Annotated in this window: 18 protein-coding genes; 13 read left to right on the top strand and 5 right to left on the bottom strand. The window is 65.3% G+C overall.

Features of this window, described 5'->3' with window-relative positions; translation table 11 throughout:
• Positions 1-107 precede the first annotated feature (107 nt).
• Positions 108-1,100 (top strand): DUF2493 domain-containing protein, encoded by a 993-nt coding sequence (locus GH737_RS06930; RefSeq protein WP_155264120.1) that lies wholly within the window; start codon positions 108-110, stop codon positions 1,098-1,100.
• 115 nt (positions 1,101-1,215) lie between these two features.
• A complete protein-coding gene (locus GH737_RS06925) occupies positions 1,216-3,510 on the top strand; it encodes a putative bifunctional diguanylate cyclase/phosphodiesterase (protein WP_155264119.1) in 2,295 nt (764 codons plus the stop codon).
• 80 nt (positions 3,511-3,590) lie between these two features.
• On the opposite strand, the gene GH737_RS06920 is transcribed toward GH737_RS06925, so the two are convergent.
• Positions 3,591-3,785, bottom strand: coding sequence for a hypothetical protein (locus tag GH737_RS06920; RefSeq protein WP_155264118.1), 195 nt, complete (start codon positions 3,783-3,785; stop codon positions 3,591-3,593).
• Positions 3,786-4,052: 267 nt separating this feature from the next.
• On the opposite strand from GH737_RS06920, the gene GH737_RS06915 reads away from it, so the two are divergent.
• From GH737_RS06915 to GH737_RS06865, 11 genes are all read left to right on the top strand, one after another.
• On the top strand, positions 4,053-4,964 hold the full coding sequence (locus GH737_RS06915) for a HEPN domain-containing protein (RefSeq protein ID WP_155264117.1): 912 nt from the start codon (positions 4,053-4,055) through the stop codon (positions 4,962-4,964).
• Between the two features lie 546 nt (positions 4,965-5,510).
• A complete protein-coding gene (locus tag GH737_RS06910; protein WP_155264116.1) occupies positions 5,511-5,915 on the top strand; it encodes a single-stranded DNA-binding protein in 405 nt (134 codons plus the stop codon).
• 268 nt (positions 5,916-6,183) lie between these two features.
• Entirely contained in the window at positions 6,184-6,555 is a 372-nt protein-coding gene (locus GH737_RS06905; RefSeq protein ID WP_155264115.1) for a hypothetical protein, read from the top strand.
• Between the two features lie 324 nt (positions 6,556-6,879).
• Entirely contained in the window at positions 6,880-8,814 is a 1,935-nt protein-coding gene (gene rlxS / locus GH737_RS06900; protein ID WP_155264114.1) for a relaxase/mobilization nuclease RlxS, read from the top strand.
• Between the two features lie 78 nt (positions 8,815-8,892).
• On the top strand, positions 8,893-9,315 hold the full coding sequence (locus GH737_RS06895) for a ribbon-helix-helix protein, CopG family (RefSeq protein WP_155264113.1): 423 nt from the start codon (positions 8,893-8,895) through the stop codon (positions 9,313-9,315).
• A complete protein-coding gene (locus GH737_RS06890) occupies positions 9,308-9,496 on the top strand; it encodes an excisionase (RefSeq protein ID WP_155264112.1) in 189 nt (62 codons plus the stop codon). The genes GH737_RS06895 and GH737_RS06890 overlap by 8 nt, the downstream gene beginning before the upstream one ends.
• A 218-nt stretch (positions 9,497-9,714) precedes the next feature.
• A complete protein-coding gene (locus tag GH737_RS06885; protein ID WP_155264111.1) occupies positions 9,715-10,389 on the top strand; it encodes an AAA family ATPase in 675 nt (224 codons plus the stop codon).
• 38 nt (positions 10,390-10,427) lie between these two features.
• Entirely contained in the window at positions 10,428-11,336 is a 909-nt protein-coding gene (locus tag GH737_RS06880; protein WP_155264110.1) for an IS1595 family transposase, read from the top strand.
• Between the two features lie 104 nt (positions 11,337-11,440).
• Entirely contained in the window at positions 11,441-11,833 is a 393-nt protein-coding gene (locus GH737_RS06875) for a hypothetical protein (RefSeq protein ID WP_155264109.1), read from the top strand.
• 116 nt (positions 11,834-11,949) lie between these two features.
• The gene (locus GH737_RS06870; RefSeq protein WP_196233026.1) at positions 11,950-12,639 is read left to right on the top strand and encodes a hypothetical protein; all 690 of its coding nucleotides are present in this window, start codon (positions 11,950-11,952) and stop codon (positions 12,637-12,639) included.
• Positions 12,640-12,794: 155 nt separating this feature from the next.
• Entirely contained in the window at positions 12,795-12,998 is a 204-nt protein-coding gene (locus tag GH737_RS06865) for a hypothetical protein (RefSeq protein ID WP_155264107.1), read from the top strand.
• Between the two features lie 33 nt (positions 12,999-13,031).
• Here the strand turns inward: GH737_RS06865 and GH737_RS06860 are convergent, their stop codons facing one another.
• The 4 genes from GH737_RS06860 to GH737_RS06845 all read right to left on the bottom strand — a co-directional run.
• Complete coding sequence (locus GH737_RS06860) at positions 13,032-13,475, bottom strand: PAS domain-containing protein (RefSeq protein WP_155264106.1); 444 nt, start codon at positions 13,473-13,475, stop codon at positions 13,032-13,034.
• A 24-nt stretch (positions 13,476-13,499) separates the two neighbouring features.
• Entirely contained in the window at positions 13,500-13,988 is a 489-nt protein-coding gene (locus tag GH737_RS06855) for a helix-turn-helix domain-containing protein (protein WP_196233025.1), read from the bottom strand.
• Positions 13,989-14,263: 275 nt separating this feature from the next.
• On the bottom strand, positions 14,264-14,890 hold the full coding sequence (locus GH737_RS06850) for a response regulator transcription factor (protein WP_155264104.1): 627 nt from the start codon (positions 14,888-14,890) through the stop codon (positions 14,264-14,266).
• A partial coding sequence (locus tag GH737_RS06845) for an ATP-binding protein (RefSeq protein WP_155264103.1) occupies positions 14,883-16,906 on the bottom strand: 2,024 nt, incomplete at its 5' end. The genes GH737_RS06850 and GH737_RS06845, both read right to left, overlap by 8 nt.

Genomic DNA, 16,906 nt, shown 5'->3' with positions numbered 1-16,906 from the left:
CTCGCCCGGGGGTTCCCCTCGGCTTCGCCTCGGTGCGGGACGCGGCCCGCCGGTCCCTCGGGCTCCCGGCGCCGGCCCTTCCGGCGCCCGCACCAGGAGACGAAGCCATGAACACAAGCCTTGCCGCACAGCTTGCCCAGCTCGAGCTGGGCCATCTTGCCATCGAGCGCTCCGACCGGCAGCCGACGACGGACCTTCCCGGCGCCGAGGCGATCGAGCAGACCCTCGCCGGAATCTGGTCGGACCTTCTCGCGCTGTTCCCGGACACCGCCCTCGAGGACGATGCCGAGGAGATCGCCTGGGGGCTGGTCAACCTCTTCCACCGGGCCGCCGCCAAGAGGAGCGCACAGATCGACCGCGCGACCGACGAGATCCGGGTCCTGCTGGCGTCGGCCGACGGCTCGGAAGTCCATTCGACCGAGCTCGAGCGGCAGATCGCGAAAGCGCAGGCGGCCGAAGCGGCGATGATCGGGCTCGAGGCGTTCCGCGAGGCTACGGCGCAGCTTTACATGAACGAAACCGGCTCGTCGTGGCGGCCGGCCACCGGCTCGCGCCTCAATCATTGCGCGGCCCTGACCTCGGCGGTCGTCGAGGGCCGCGATTTTCTTCGCGCCCGCGCCGAGAGCCGCCGCCGCGCGGCGATGCCCGAGGGAACGCCGGTGCTGTTCGCCGGCGGTCGGCTGTCGTTCGCGACTACAGACGAAGCCAGGGCGGTCGCGAGCAGCGTGTGGGACACGCTCGACCGGGTTCGCGAGCATGTCGCCGACATGGTGCTCGTCCATGGCGGGGACAGCAAAGGCCTCGACCGGATCGCCGCCGGCTGGGCCGAACGCCGCAAGGTCGCGCAGGTCGCGTTCGCACTCGACCGGCGGCTGGGCGCGCGCGCCGGGTTCAGGCGCAACGAGCAGATGCTGTCGCTCAATCCGCGCTGTCTGGTCGCCTTTTCCGGCAACGGCGTGCTCGAGCGGCTGGTTATCCAGGCAAAGGACAAGCGTATCCACGTCGTCGACCGCCGCGGCCCGCTCGGCACCTGCCCGAAGCGGCGGAGCGCCGCCGCTTGCCGGGACGAGGACCGGTCGGCGCGCGCGAATGATCCGTAATGGATCGTTTGGAGATCCCTTTCTTAAGGAGTGAGGACCGACAAGCGCACGGATCGCAGGTGCGCTTGTCCGTGGTCTGCGCCTCGAATGCCGAGCTGGCGGGTGAGTCTTGCGAATGACGACGACTTCCATGCCCGGGCTGACGCGCTGGCTGCTGGCGGGACGGTCCGATGTCCCTCCGGCGATCCAGGCCAGCCTGACGAACGGGCTCTATGCGTCGCTCCCGATCTTCCTCGGCGGCGTGATCAACAGCGTCGTGGTGGCGGCGATCGCCGCCGCACGTCATCCGACGGAGCCCTTCATCCTGTGGCTCGTCATCGAGCTGTCGCTCGGGGTGTCCCGCCTCGCGGTCGTCATTGCCGGTTCCCGGGCCCGGAGGAGCGGCAGGACCCCGCCGACGGCGCTGGCCGTGCCGCTCTCCTGCGCCTGGGCGGCGTCGGTCGGGTTCGGCGCCTTCATCAGCATCGCCAGCGAGGACTGGGTCCTCGCGAGCATCGTCTGCCTCTCGACCACCGGCATGGTTTCGGGAATCTGCCTGCGCAATTTCGGCATGCCGCGGCTCGTCATGCTGATGATGATGCTTTGCCTGGTGCCCTGCGCGCTTGCCGCCTTGCTCTCCAGCGAGCCGGCGCTCATCGTCATCGCGATCCAGCTGCCGATCTACATGGCCGTGATCGGATCGGCCGCGCTCAGCCTCAACGCGATGCTGGTCGGGCGCATGACCGCCCAGCATAAGCTCGAAAGGAGCGAAGCGCTCAACCGCAGCATCCTCGAGTCCAGCCCCGATTTCACCCTTCTCCTCGATGGCGACCTGCGCGTCACCTTCTGCAAATGCCCCGGCGCGGACACCGCCGGAGACGCCCTTCTCGGGGCCTCCTGGCTCGATCTTGTTCCGGCCGAAAGCCGGCCGAACGCTCTCCAGGCGGTCGGCCGCGCGAACGCCGGCGGGATCGGGCGTCTGACGATTGCGCATGTCGACGCCGACGGCCGCCGCTGGTTCGATGTCGCCCTCTCGCGCGTAAGCGACGGATCCGGCCGCATCCTCGTCTCGGCGAGGGACATCACGCACCAGAAGAGCAGCGAGGAGCAGGCGCTGTGGATGGCGAACCACGATCCGTTGACCGGCCTCCCCAACCGCGTCGTTCTCCAGAACGTCCTCGATAGCCTCGCCGACGGCGCACCGCCCGCCCGTCGCCGCGCGCTCCTCGTGCTCGACATCGACAATTTCAAGCTGGTCAACGACACGCTCGGCCATGACGCCGGCGACGCCATGCTTCGCACCTTTGCCGAGCGGCTGAAATCCGCGGTGCGCTCGGAGGATCTCGTCGCCCGGCTCGGTGGGGACGAGTTCGCGGTGGTCATCGAAGCCCGGTCCGACGAAGAGGTCGAAGCTGCCGCGCAGAAGATATTCGGTCAGCTCGCTGTTCCCATCGTTCACGACGGCCGCCTGCTCGAATGCAACGTCAGCATCGGGGCCGCTTTCTATCCGGCGGACGGCGACCGGCGCTCCGAGCTCATGAAGGCGGCGGACATCGCGCTCTATTCGGCCAAGTCGTCCGGGCGCGGCCAGCTCAAGATCTTCAGAAGCGCGATGCGCAACGCATTTCAGAGCAGGAACTCGATGATCTTCCTCGCGCAGCGCGCGCTCGCGGCGGGCGACATGCTCCCCTATTACCAGCCAAAGGTGGATCTCGCGACCGGTCGGATCGCCGGGTTCGAGGCGCTGCTTCGCTGGCGCGATTCCGGCGGCGCGCTTCGCCTCCCGGCGGACATCGCGGCCGCGTTCGAGGATCCGGCTTTGTCCGCGGCCATCAGCGAGCGCATGATCGGCCGGACCTTCGCCGACATGCGCGGATGGCTCGATGCCGGCGTCGACTTCGGGCATGTCGCGATCAACGTCGCCGCTTCGGAGTTCCGCTCCGGACGGTTCGCGCACGAGCTTCTCGCCAGGCTCGAGGCCGCGAACATCCCGCCCGAACGCGTGCAGGTCGAGGTCACCGAGACGGTGTTTCTCGGGCGCGGAGCGGACCATGTCGAGCAGGCCCTGAAGCTTCTGAACGGCGCCGGCCTCCGGATCGCGCTCGACGATTTCGGGACCGGTTACGCCTCGCTCGCGCAGCTGATGCACTTTCCCGTCGACGTGCTCAAGATCGACAAGTCCTTTGTCCGTGAGATCGGCCGGAGCGACGATGCGGAAGCGATCACCAAGGCGATCGTCAACCTCGGCCACAGTCTCGGGCTCGAGGTCGTCGCCGAGGGCATCGAAAGCCCGGAGCAGGAGCTCTATCTGATCGGCCTCGGCTGCCGCACCGGTCAGGGGTATCTCTATTCGAGGGCGGTCGACTCCGGGACCGTCGCCCCGATGCTGGCCGGCCAGATGCAGGCGGCCCCCGCGGCGCGATCCGCCTGATCCGTTTTCAGCCGGACGGGTGCTCCAACGACACACGACTGACGAGCTGAGTGGTACCCCCGGCGCGCCCCGCGCGCCGGTCAGGCGGCGACGAACACCGCGTTGCGGACGTTCAGCACCAGCAGCGCCTCCCGCTTGACTCCTTCGATGTCGCGGACGGAGGGATGGCACAGATGATCGCGGCTGCCGCAGCGGATCCGGTAATCTCGCCCGGTCCTGAGAACGGTGACGATCGCCTCCCCGCCGCCGGCATTCTCGCCGATCAGAACACCCACTCGCTGCTCAGCACGCGCCACCTCAGCGTGTCTCCCGCGCGGCATGGACGATTGCGAGCAGCAGATCATCGCGGTCGGTTTCCCAGGGAGAGGGCCGTGTTCCAATCATTTCCCATGTCCTTGAATCGGCGCCGGGCGCTAGCAGAACAGAAAAGGAACGTCTATGCGGACCGGCGATCATTTCGGCGCTTTCCAGTGAGACGAACTTTGGCTGGGTCGAAGCAAATAGGGCTTGGCAGATCGCGTTCGGCAGGCGAGTCTGGACGCATGAACACCGCCCCCGATCATCTTCCCGATGGGAAGCGGCGCGAGCTGGAATTCGTGGTCCGTGTGATCCGCGACGGCTTCGCCTTCGCGGTTGCGCGCCGCACCATGCCGAAGCTGCGGGGTGGCCGCCTGCTCAAGATCATCCTGTTCGGGAGCTATGCGCGCGGCGACTGGGTCGAGGATCCGGTCGGCCGCTACTTTTCGGACTATGACCTGCTCGTTGTCGTGGACCGCGAGGAGCTTACTGACGTCCCCGAATTCTGGGCCAGGACGGAGGAGCAGCTGCTCGAGAAGCTTGCTTCCGGGCGCAACCTCAGGACGCCGGTCAGCCTGATCTACCACAGCCTCGACGACGTGAACGAGAAGCTCCGGCTCGGGCGCTATTTCTTCATGGACATCGTCCGCGACGGCATCGTGCTGTTCGAGGAGCCGGGGTATCCGTTCGTCGAGCCGAAGCCGCTCACGCCGGCCGAGGCACTCCGCGAGAGCCGGGACTATTTCGAGGAATGGTTCGAGAGTGCCGTCACATTCCTCGATACGAGCAAGCACGTTTACGAAAAAGGGCGGCCGAAGGAATCCGCCTTCCTGCTGCATCAGGCAACCGAACGCTTCTACCACTGCCTGTTCCTGGTGCGCGCGCTCTACAGCCCCAAGACCCATAATTTGAACCAGCTGCGCCAGCTCGCCGAGGCGATGGAGCCGCGGCTCAAGGAGGTGTGGCCGCGCGCGACCAAGTCCGAGCGACGCTGCTACGAGCTGCTTCGCGACGCCTATGTGAAGGCGCGCTACTCGCGTCAGTATCGCATTTCGGACGAGCAGCTCGCCTGGCTTTCATCGAGGGTGGAGCTGTTGCAATCCCTTGTCCGAGAACTGTGCGAGGCGCGCATCAGCGAGCTCGCCGAAGCGGCCTAGAGTCCGGCCGCGAGCATCCGGTCGCGAGTTCGAGAATGCGGACTTCGCCCGAACGATCCTCGTCCGGAGTTAGCGTCCCCTGAATCACCTCATGCTGCTTCGTGACCACTCCGGCACGAGTACGGTTCGTGCGCGAACGATCGCTGAAGCGGACGGATGGCGATGATCCTGTCCGGGCATTCGTCGCCTCGGCTTTCCTGCACATCAGCTTCCGGCTGGTGGGCTTTTAACCGCAGTGGACCGTGCCCGCGCCGGTTGAGATCCCCGGGCTGTTCGCGCCAACCTCCCAGCGGAACATGGCCGTGCCGCTTCTCCCGATTGCACGGCGGACCAATCCCGTTCGATCTCCAGCCCCGCCTGCTTCGGCTGCATCGTCCCGCAACCCCGGGGCCCTTCGGCCCGTGTTGCCCTTCGGGCTGCCCGCGCCACGCCTCGGTCCCGGGGTTCCCCTTGGGCTTCGCCCCGCGGTGCGTGCCGCCGCTTCGCCTCGCTCCTGCCGGGCTGTCGACGGGATGGTCCCGCCGGCCACTCCAAAGGAGACTGACCATGACCAATATCGTTCTTCTCGTCGGCAATCTCGGCGGCGATCCGGAGCTTCGTTCGACCGGCGGCGGCACCGACGTCGCGAGCTTCAGCCTCGGCACCAGCCGGCCCAGGCGCGACAGCGAGGGCAAGACCTACAAGGACGAAAGCGGCTTCACCGCCAAGGACACCGAATGGCATCGGGTGACCTGCTTCAACGGCCTCGGTCGGGTTGTCGCCCAGCACGCCGGCAAGGGGATGCTCGTGTCGGTGAAAGGTCGGATCCACAACAGCAAATGGACCGACAAGGAGGGAATCGAGCGCTACGGCTACGAGATCATCGCCGACGACGTGCAGTTCCTCGGCCGTCCGAAGCAGTCGGGCCAGCCGGCGGAACCCGCCGAACAGGACGAGGATCTGCCGATCTGAGGTCCTCGCAACAGCCCCGGCGGCTCTCGTCGCCGGGGCTCTTTCTTTTGCGTTCGATCGGCGGGGTTGTTGGGGGCTCTTGTCGAGAGAGGCCCAGTGTGGCGGACGGCGGAGCGGCTCTCAAGGATGCGCGGTCCCCCCAATTTGCTGGCGCAAATCGGCTCCCCCGCGCCCCGCTTCGCGGCGCCTTTGGCGTCCCTGACAGCCGCTCCGCCGCCCGTCCCTGAAGCGCCGTCCTCGATCCCGGGGACAGGAAAAGGAGACGGCCATGACGATCATTTCTGCGATCCCGGGGGGCTCTGGCGATGCCTATGCGCGGCTTGTCGAAGGGCTTCGGATGGAGTTCGGATGCGCCGATGTCGGTGCGCTTGCCGAGCGCATTTTCGAGGCCGAGAAGGCCGAGTTTCAGTGGGAGGCGCGCGTCCTCGAGCGCTACCTCGGGCAGCATTTTCCGGTCGATTTCGGCGACGGGGACGGGTGCGGCGAGCTCGCGCGCATTGCGATCCTGAGCTTCGTTGGCGGGCGCTGGCACGCTGGAGTCTGTGTTGTCGATGGCGACGGTTGTGCGGTCGATCTGTTGTGGTCGCGCAGCTTCGAGTCCGGGGATGACGCTGCGGACACGTTCGCGCGAGCGCGTTGAACGATTGACTTTCTGACCTGGGGAGCGGCGCGGCGGGCGTCGCTCTCCTTTTTAGTTTGGCGTCGGTGAAAATGAGCGGCGAGCGAAAGGGGGCAGGGGAGGGCAAGATTAAAGCTGTGCCTCCTGGGCGGCACGGAATTCGCGTCTGCACGTCGTTTTCTGAGGAGGCATGAGGCGGATGCGATGCCTCGACTGCCTCCATCGGGGAGACACCCGAGCAATTATCCGAGGACTTCCGCCACTCGCTGGGGAGACAGATTCGGAGGCCCTTGAAGCCTGCGTAGCCGCGCCCCTCATCGATGCTTTTCCCGGTGAGGTTGCGCAATGGCGGACGACGATTTCGAGCTCTGGCTTGGCCGCATCGCGAAGGATCGGCCCTTCCGTCATCAGGTTCGCAAAGCGCTAAATCAGGCGGGCGGTGCAAAGCGGAGTTCCGACAAGCGCGCCCGCCGGTTCGACGGCAGCCGCATCGGCCGCGGCTCGGCGAGCGGTCGTATTCTCGGCTCATCGAACCGCCACTCCGGGCCGCGAAGCCGGCGGGTCGTGGTCAAGGCTCGGATCGTGCGGCTCGCTGGCAGCGGAGCCAAAGCCGCGGTCGCCCATCTCCGATACCTGCAGCGTGACGGCACGAAACGCGACGGCGAACGGGGGACGCTCTATTCCGCCGACCTTGATAAAGCCAACGGCAAATCATTCCTCGAACGCGCGACCGAAGACCGCCACCAGTTCAGGTTCATTGTCGCCGCGGAGGATGGCGCCGAATACCAGGACCTGAAGCCCATGATCCGGCGGCTGATGGAGCAGGCGGAAAAGGATCTCGGAACTCAGCTCGACTGGGTTGCTGTCGATCACTTCAACACTGGCCACCCGCACAGCCACATCCTGGTCCGCGGAAAGGACGATCTGGGCAAGGACCTGATCATCGCCCGCGAATACATCACGAAGGGACTGCGGCAGCGCGCGGTCGACCTCGTCAATCTCGACCTGGGGCCGCGCACCGACCTCCAGATCATGCGCGCCAACCTGCGCGAAGTCGGCCACGAGCGGTTCACCGGCATCGACCGGCGGCTGTTGCGGGCGATCGACGCGGACGGCCTGGTCTCGCCTCATCATGCTGACAGCATCGAGCAAAGCCTTCGCGCCGGAAGGCTCGCGACGCTGGGCCGAATGGGACTGGCGGTCGAGGAGCGCAACGGCCGATGGCGCCTGTCCGACGAGATCGAGCCGACGCTCCGCGCCATGGGCAAGCGCGGGGACATCATTGCCACGCTCGACCGCGAAGTCCGGGCTCGCGAGCTCGCCGTCGTGCCCGCGGACTACGCGATCTACGATCCTGCCCGTGCCGACGCGCAGCCGATCGTCGGACGTATCGCAGCACGGGGCTTATCGGACGAACAGGTCGGACGCGAGTATCTGATCGTCGACGGCATCGACGGGCGTGCCCATTATGTCGAGATCGGCCTCGGAGGCGATGAGCAGGGCCGCGAAGGTGCCATCGTGCGGATCGCTCCGACGCCGGTCGCCATTCGCGATATTGACCGGACCGTTGCTGAGATCGCTGCCGTGAACGGCGGCAAATACAGCGAAGACGCCCACTTCCGCCACGACCCGACCGCAAGCGACCGGTTCGTGCAAACACATGTGCGCCGCTTGGAAGCGATGCGGCGAGCGACTGGCGGCGCCGAGCGGGAGCCCGACGGCACCTGGAAGATCGCAGCCGACCATGTCGAGCGTGCGCTTGATTACGATCGGCGGCGTGCAGCTCGCCAGCCCGTCCGCATCGATCCGCTCGCTGCGATAGCACTCGAGCAGATGCCGGCGCACGACGGGATCACCTGGCTGGACGAGGACCCGAATCCTGCGAATGCGCACGGACCAGCTGGCGGTTTCGGAGCGAAGGTCGCGGACGCGATGCGGCGACGACAGCAGTGGCTGGTCGAGCAGGGGCTGGCCGATAAGCCGGACAGGCTAGACGTCCTTCGGCGGCGGGAGTTGCACCGGGTTACCGGACAGCTCTCGCGCGAGTTTGGGGTCGACTTTGTAGCGGCAGAGCCCGGTGTCCCGATTGAGGGCACTTACCGGCGCTCGGTGCAGGTCGGTATGGCGCGCATGGCCGTCATCGAAAGCTCCCACGAGTTTACGCTCGTGCCTTGGCGGCCCGTGCTTGAGCGACAGATCGGCAGGCAAGTGTCCGGGATGATGCGGGGCAGGGAAGTCTCATGGACCTTCGGCCGGCAACGCTCCGGTCCCGAGATCTGACCTAGATTCGTCGAAGAGGACCGACATGCGTCCGTCGGCATCTGCCATCAGCCGATCGTTGGCGTCAGAAGTGCTGCCGTGAAGACCTCCAAGACGCGGCACCAGTTCTATCTGCCCGACGACCTGTCGGATAAACTCGAAGCGCTGGCAGCCGAGCCAGGCTCATCGAAGACTGCAATCCTCACCGACGCTTTTCGTGCATGGCTGGAGCGACGCGGTGCCAGCGAACTCGACGAAAGGTTTGGCGTCAGGCTCGACCGGCTGAGTAGGGCTGACGAGCAGCTTGGCAGGAAGCTCGACTTCGTTGCCGAAGCGCTCGGCACCTTTGTTCAGCACCAGCTGACCCTCGTCGCACATCAGCCGCCGTTTGAGCCTGAGACCGGTCAGCTTGGCCTTCAGCGATATCGTGCCTTTGTGGAAGTAGTGGGCCGAAGGCTGGCCCGGCCTGATCAATCCGCAGTTGCTGCTGCAATCACCGGCACCGGGGCGGACCATGATTGAAGACCCGGTTGTTGCCGCACCGCGCGTCCCCCTGCCGATCACCGTGCGTATTCCTGAAGCCTGCCGGCTCAAGCTCTACGAGCTGATTTCAGCCGGTGAGATTGAGATTGTGAAGGTTGGGACAATCACTCTTGCGCCCGTGACTTGCCTGATGGGGTTAATCGAACGCCACGCGCGCTAACCCGGAACGAGTTTCCAGTGGCGGCAGCGATGCGCCAGCTGCCGATCCTAGTTTCGGCTTTCCAGCCACTGTAGAAGTTTATGGCATCGACGGCGCTACCGCGCGTGAATGGCCACATAAATTTCCATTGCGCCGTTTATTCGAAACGTCATTGATGTTGTTTCGGTTGCTCGGTCCGCCTCCGATCATGGAGAAGTACGCGTTCAGAAGGAGCATCCTTGCATATCCAATTTGTCGAGGTGTCGAATTTCCGGAAGCTCCTGGCGGTCCGGATCGACATATCTGAAGAAAAAACGCTCTTCGTGGGAGCCAACAACAGCGGCAAAACGTCAGCCATGCTGGCACTTCGCCGCTTCCTGACGCCGAGGCGCTGCCCATTCGAGCTGTTTGATTTCACCTTGAGCCATTGGGCGCCGATCAATGCGATTGGGGAGGCCTGGCTGAAAGCGAAAGCAGCAGGAGAGACGCTCGAGCTAACCCTCGAACCCTGGCTCGACCTGCTTCCGGCCCTCGATCTTTGGCTTCACGTGGAGCCCGGCGAACTTCACCATGTTCGTGATATCATTCCGACCCTAGACTGGGCAGGCGGACGTATAGGCGTTCGCCTCCGCTTCCAGCCCACCGATTTGCAGAAGCTCTTCCGCGATTACGGACAAGCGGCCGACGCTGCGGAGGAATTGCGCAAGGCGGCGCAGGCAGAAACCGGAGACGAAGGTCCCGACGGCGGAGCGGATGAGAAGGCCGTCGCGTTTACGGTCTGGCCGACCAATCTATCAGATTTCCTCAGTCGGCAGCTCAACAGCTACTTCGCGATCCGGACCTTCATTCTTGATCCGGCGCGGCTCACCGATCCGGTTCAATCGCAGGCTTCGGCACTTATATACTTGACGTAGAAGCGTCTCTATGCGACACAGGCATGGAGAGGCCGACGATGATTAACATTCTGAACCCCATTTTCACCGACGCGGATAAGGCTCGCGAGCACCTTGAGCGCCTGACCTGGCCCAACGGCCCGACCTGCCCGCACTGTGGCGAGACGGAGAACGTAAAGCGCCTTGAGGGCAAGTCGCACCGCAAGGGCCTCATTCAGTGCAACAGCTGCCTCGGCAATTTCACCGTCACCGTTGGCACCGTGTTCGAGCGCTCAAAGGTTCCGCTCAACAAGTGGCTGCTGGCATCCTTTCTTATGTCGTCGAGCAAGAAGGGCATGAGCGCCCATCAGATCCACCGTATGCTCGGCGTTACCTACAAGACGGCGTGGTTCATGATGCATCGCATCCGCGAAGCGATGAAAGACGACGGTTCGCCGCTCGGCGGCCCCGGCAAAACCATTGAAAGCGACGAAGCCTTTGTCGGCGGCTTCAAGAAGAAGCGCCTCTCGGGCAAGGTCGCTCCGAAGAAGAAGATCGTCACGCTAGTCGAGCGCGGCGGAGCAGCCCGCTCCTTCCACATCACGCACGTCAATTTCAGCATCGTCCGCAATGCGCTGGTGACCAGCGCGCACCGTTCATCGCATCTGCGCACGGACGACGCGCGCTTCTACAATACCATCGGTCAGGAGTTCGCTAGCCACGAAACGACGCTGCATTCAAATCGCGAGTTCAGCCGTGGCGACGGCAACCACAGCAACACCGTCGAGAACTTCTTTTCCATCCTCAAGCGTGGCGTAATCGGCACCTATCACCATTGGAGCGAGGCTCACACGCACCGCTACTTGGCCGAGTTCGACTTCCGCTATTCGCACAAGGACGTGACCGACGCGGAGCGCTCCGACCAGCTGCTCAAGGGCATCGTCGGCAAACGCCTCACCTATCGGCGGACTGCTGCGCTCGCCGCCTGACTACTACGTCGGGCCGCCGCAGATCGGAACGCGCCGCAAGCGCTGGACTCTGACCTAACGGCAGTTAGCTTTGCCGCGCCGAATCGCGCGTAGGGGGAAGTCCGGTGAGCGATGAGTCGGAGGAAAGACAGAAATTCATCAACTCCATAAAGCCCCTCGGCGAGCGGCGCGTTCGCGAAAAGATTAAGGCTCGCCAATGGTCAGCAAAACATCGTCAATGGGCAGCTGTTTGGTTGCGAAAGGTCGAACACCAACGCGTCGAAGAGGAACGCTCTGCGGCCACCGAAGCAAGAACACTAAATCGCTCCATGGCAGCAGCGGCGCGCGACGCCGCCGACGCTTCGCGATCCCAAGCCGAAGCAGCCTCAGAGGCCAATCGTCTCGCGCGGGAGGCAAACGACAAGGCGAACACCGCCAATGTGATCGCCACAGTGGCCGTGATTATCGCGGTGATGAGCGCCGCGCTCACGGTCTTTGTGGCCTTCGTGAAGAGCTAGTCCGCTTGCCGAGCTTGCTGTCCTTGTGCGGCTTGGGGGGAGTCGCGAGCATCCGCTTTAGGGCAGCGTTCGCGCGCCGCTCTGTCTCAGCATCGGAGTAGGTGTCATTATCGCTCATGGCTAAAGAGGCTACTCCTTCGGAACTTACAGAACAAATGTTTGCAGCCGTCGGCCGCGCAATAACGCAATGGAGTTTCGTCGAATACGAGCTTTGCAAACTGCTCGCTGTTGGGATCGGCGGCGCCGTTTACGAGAAGACCATGACCCGTCCATTCATCGAGAGTTGGACGGCCATTTGGCTTTTCTATGCCGTAGAAAACTGGCGTTCCAGGCTGCAACTCGTGGACGGCGCTCTTACTGCTCACCTTCATCAAGCCACGTGCGCCGATGAGCTTAAGGCTGAATGGGCAACTCTGTCCGACAAAGCGAACGATCTTGCGCGCAAGCGGAACAAGCTCGCACATTGGTTCGTGCTTCCGGCTCAACGGACGGGAACTGGAGCCGACTACGAACCTATTGCGCCCGCTCGGCTGTGCCCGCCCTATGGGAGTCCGAGCTATTACCAAGCCACAAGGCTGACCAATCCAAAGAAGCAGGCGCTAACCGAGAAGCAAGTGAATGAACTGGCGACAGCGTTCCACGCTCTCGAGCGAAAGGTTCGGGATTTCACTCACAAGGTCGCACGCACTCAAGAACTGCGCGACAGACACGTTCGGCTAGCGCTCGATCGGCTGATATTGGACGGTCGATTAGACCCGCCTGTTCTAGAAGCTCTAGAACGCGCCCTATCATCTCTGGAGGAATGATCTCACCCGTCTGGTGAGCGCCGGCCTGTCGGCTGTCCTTATCCATCCCGATTCTTCCCTACGTCAAGTATATAATTGCCCTGGCCGTCCGTCTTCGTGACAGCTGTCCCCCGGCACGGTAGAAGAGCGCCGACCTGTGCTTGGGAGTCGCTGGGTTGAGTAGTTCTTCGCATGGACCCGGCGGCAACGAGAAGATGCCGAGGGACTGCGGCAAATGGTCGCTTGCGCTTCGCCAGCTGACGGAGGCGCTCAGGCTGCTCGATGAAAGTCGTGCGCCCGCCGAGATCGGGGCCCGAGTGGATCACGCGATCTGCGACCTGAAAGATGCGATCGATCGCGAATCCGGCCGTTCGGCCTGAGTAGGATTGCGGCGCGGCGGGCCGCGCCGGCGGTCAGATGATCAGCTTCAGCCCGTGCAGCCGGACGGAGCGGCCTTCGACGCAGACCGGCGCCGCGATCAGGCGCATCCAGCGGCTTTGTCCGGTTACCGGCCGGATCTCGACGTCGATCGTGAAGCCGCGCCGGTGCCTGATCGAGTTGGCGCGCAGCCGCTCCATCTTGGCGCGGGACTCCTCGCGATAGTAGCCGATGCATTCCTTGCGGCTGATAACGGCGTCCCGCGGCAATCCAAAGATGTCGTAAACGCCGCCGGACCAGGTCAGGGAATCGTCGGTCAGGTCGCATTCCCAGCACCCGGAATGGTGCAGGCTCAGCGCGCCGACCTCGGGCGGCTGAACGGCCTCGATGATGGCGCTGTTGAGGACGTGCCCGAGCTCGAAATGCCTCGGCTGCTCCCACAAGGGCCATGTGTGGCTGAGCGCGAGGGGCGCGGCCATGGTCGGCGCGGCCGCTCTCAATTCTCAGCGGCCCTGCACGACATCGCGGAAATAATGACGAAGCGCGGTGCCGGCTTTCGGCGTGAGCTCGACGAACGGCGCCGCGCCCTCGCGCGGACTGGTCCGCCGGGTGACGAGCGACCGTTCCTCCATCGCCTTGAGCCAGCGCTCCGCGGTGCCGGGAGCGGCCGTCGAGGCCGTGCACAGGTCCGGCACGGTCATCCGGCGCTCCTCGATCTCCGCATGCAGCAGCTCGAGGAGCATGCCCCAGGCCGGATCCGAAACCAGCTCGCCGGGCAGATAGTCCGAGCGGTGCCGCCACGCCTTAAGAGCGGCGCTCACCGTTTCCGCCGGAACGTCCGGCGAGGGTGAGCCCCCGGCCCGCATGCTGCTGGCGAACGTCATGTCCGCGACATTCTGGATGAGCAGGGCGACCTTCTCGTTGAGGGGGAGCTCGCGCTCCGGTGTCGAGTCCGGCGAATGCTTGGTCACGGCGCCTCTCTGGTCAATCATGCTCAGCGAACCGGACGGCGTTCCCCCGCCGCGCCGGCAATTCGCTGTCCACTTATATCGAACCGCTAATCTTTGATAAGCCTGTAAAAATGCTTTGGCGCGTTTTGGTCGGCGGCGCGAGCTTCGTTTCGGGACCGGGGGCAGGAAACGGCCGGATCGCTTGTGCGCGGTGCCTGTGCCTGCCGGGCTCGACGTGAGCGTGCTGGAAATTCTTCGAAGCGGATTCCGGCCGCCCGGCCAGTCGTCCAGCCGGGCATATTCGGCCGTCGCCCCGCCTAGTGGATGATCCCGGCGTCGCGGGCGCGAAGGAGCGCCTGCGGGAGATTGGCCACGCCGAGCTTCCTGAATATCCGCGCGCGGTGCATCTCGACCGTTCGCGGACTGAGGCCCAGCCGGGCGGCGACGATCTTGTTGGCCGCGCCGTCCCCGAAGGCAATCAGCACGTCGCGCTCGCGCGGCGTCAGCGCCTCGAACTCGCGCTCCTGGAGCGTTGCCGCCTCGATTTTCTCCAGCGCCCTGCAGACGACCTCCAGCATGGCTTCCTTGCGGAACGGCTTCTGGATGAAATCGACCGCTCCCATCCGCACCGCCCGGACGGCCGAGGGAATATCGCCGAAGCCGGACACCATCACCACCGGGTTGGGCGGCGGGAGCGCGGCGATCCTCTCGAGTAGCTCGAGCCCGTCCATTCCCGGAAGCCGCACGTCGAGCAGGACGCAGCCCGCCTGCCGCGCCGAATAGCCGGTTAGAAAGGCCTCGGCAGAATCGAATTCCTCGGTCTCGATTCCGGCGCCGGCCAGCATCCGCGCGATCGTCCGGCGCAAAGCGGCGTCATCGTCGACGACATAGGCGCGCCGCGGCGGCGGTTGCTGCCCCGGATCGTCGAACGGGCCGTCAACCATCGGCTGAACCCGACTCCTGCCCGTCGAGCGCGAGGCGGATCGCCTGGCCGAGCTCGCGCTTGGTGTAGGGCTTGCTGATCAGCGGCCCGCGCCTCGCGGTCTTGAGCCCTGTCGCCGCGAGCTCGGTGTAGCCGGAGGTGAAGAGGACCCTTATCGGCGGAAGGATCTTCTGGGCTTCCTCGGCAAGATCGTAGCCGCTCATCCCTCCCGGCATCACCACGTCGGTCAGCAGTAGGTCGAACCTCGCGCCGGACCGGATCTGCTCGAGCGCCGCCGGGCCGTCCGCGGCTTCGATCGTCGCATAGCCGAGATCCGTCAGCTGGCGCACGGCGGTCCGGCGCACGCTGGGATTGTCCTCGACGACGAGGATGGTCTCGGAGCCGCGGATGTGGGTCTCGTCGGCGCGGGGCTCCTCGACCGGCCGGTCTCCGTCGAGCGCCCGCGGGAGGTAGAGCTTGACCGTCGTTCCGTGCCCGAGCTCGCTGTAGATCTTGATATGGCCGCCGGACTGCTTGACCCAGCCGAATACCTGGCTGAGGCCGAGCCCCGTCCCCCGGCCTTCCTCCTTGGTGGTGAAGAAGGGTTCGAACGCGCGCGCGACCACGTCCTCGGGCATGCCGCTGCCGGTGTCGCTGACCGCGAGCATCACATATTCGCCGGCGCGGACCTCGACGTGGTGAGCGGCATAATCCTCGTCGAGGACGACGTTGGCGGTCTCGATGGTGAGGGTACCCCCGTCCGGCATCGCGTCGCGGGCGTTGATCGCGAGATTGACGAGGGCGTCGTCGACCTGGGTGGCATCGATCCGCGCCTCCCACAGCCGGTCGGCGGACTGGACTTGCACACGGATGCTCTCGCCAAGCGTGCGCTGGAGCAGCGGAATGATCGCGGGCAGGCGGTCGTTGAGATCGACGGCAGTGGCTTCGAGATGCTGCTTGCGGGCGAAAGCGAGGAGTCGTCGAACGAGGTCGGCGCCGCGCCGCGTCGCCTCGAGCGCCTCCTCGGCGACCGCTTCGGCATCGGAGCCCCGGGGCACCTGCTCGCACAGGAGCTCGACGCTGCCCATGATGACGGCGAGCAGATTGTTGAAATCGTGGGCGACGCCGCCGGTGAGCCGACCGATCGCGTCCATTCGCTGCAGCTGGCGAAGCTGCTCCTCCTGCGAGCGCGCGTCGCTGACGTCGCGGACGATCGCCAGGATCAGCGCCGGAGTCCCGTTGCCGGACGGGATCGGGACCATCCGGGTTTCGACGGTCCGCACTCCGGCAGGAGTGGTGAGCTTCCGCTCCCTGAAGGTCCGCGCCTTGCCCGACCGCGTGACGGACCGGTTCGCCTTGATCACTGCGGCCGCTTCCCCGGCCGGGAAGACCTCATGCTCGGTCCTGCCGAGGATTTCGCCGCGGTCGCGGCCGAGCAGGGATTCGCCGGCGGCATTGACCAGCAGATAGCGGTATCCCTCGCCGCTCGGTTCCTTGAGCAGGACCATGTCGGGCAGGTTCTCGACCACGGCGTCGAGCAGGTCGCGGGCGCGCTGGACATCCGCAGTGCGCTCCTGGACCCTGTTTTCGAGCTCGAGGTTGAGCGTCCGGAGATCGCTTTCGGCTTCGCGCCTGCGGACCACCTGGCGGTTGAGCCTGGTGAACAGCCAGATCAGAACGACCAGTGCCGCCGCGACTCCTGCCGCCATTGCGCTGCTGGCGACGATCGCCTGCCGCTCGACGATAGCTCGCCTGTCGTCATATACCCGCCGCTCCGCGGAGATGGCGGACGCCGTCCGGCGCCGGATCTCGTCCATCGAGCGCTTGCCCTGGAGCGTTGCCGCGGCGACCTCGGATTGCGGGGCGCCGGCCGCGGCGAGGCCGACGAGCGTCTTTGCCGCGGCGGCACGCTCGGCTCCGGCCCGGTCCAGCGTGGGCAGCCGAACCGCGAGCACGCGCTCGCTCCCGGCGAGCTGGTGCAGGCGCGCCAGCGTGCCTTCGAGGTCCGCGCTCGCGCTGCGGTACGGATCGAGGAACT

The organism is Sphingomonas segetis (assembly GCF_009720245.1).
In the GTDB taxonomy this organism is placed as follows: Bacteria; Pseudomonadota; Alphaproteobacteria; order Sphingomonadales; family Sphingomonadaceae; genus Sphingomicrobium; species Sphingomicrobium segetis.
Note: the sequence above shows the minus strand (reverse complement) of the source record. Positions and strands in the feature narration are given on the sequence as shown.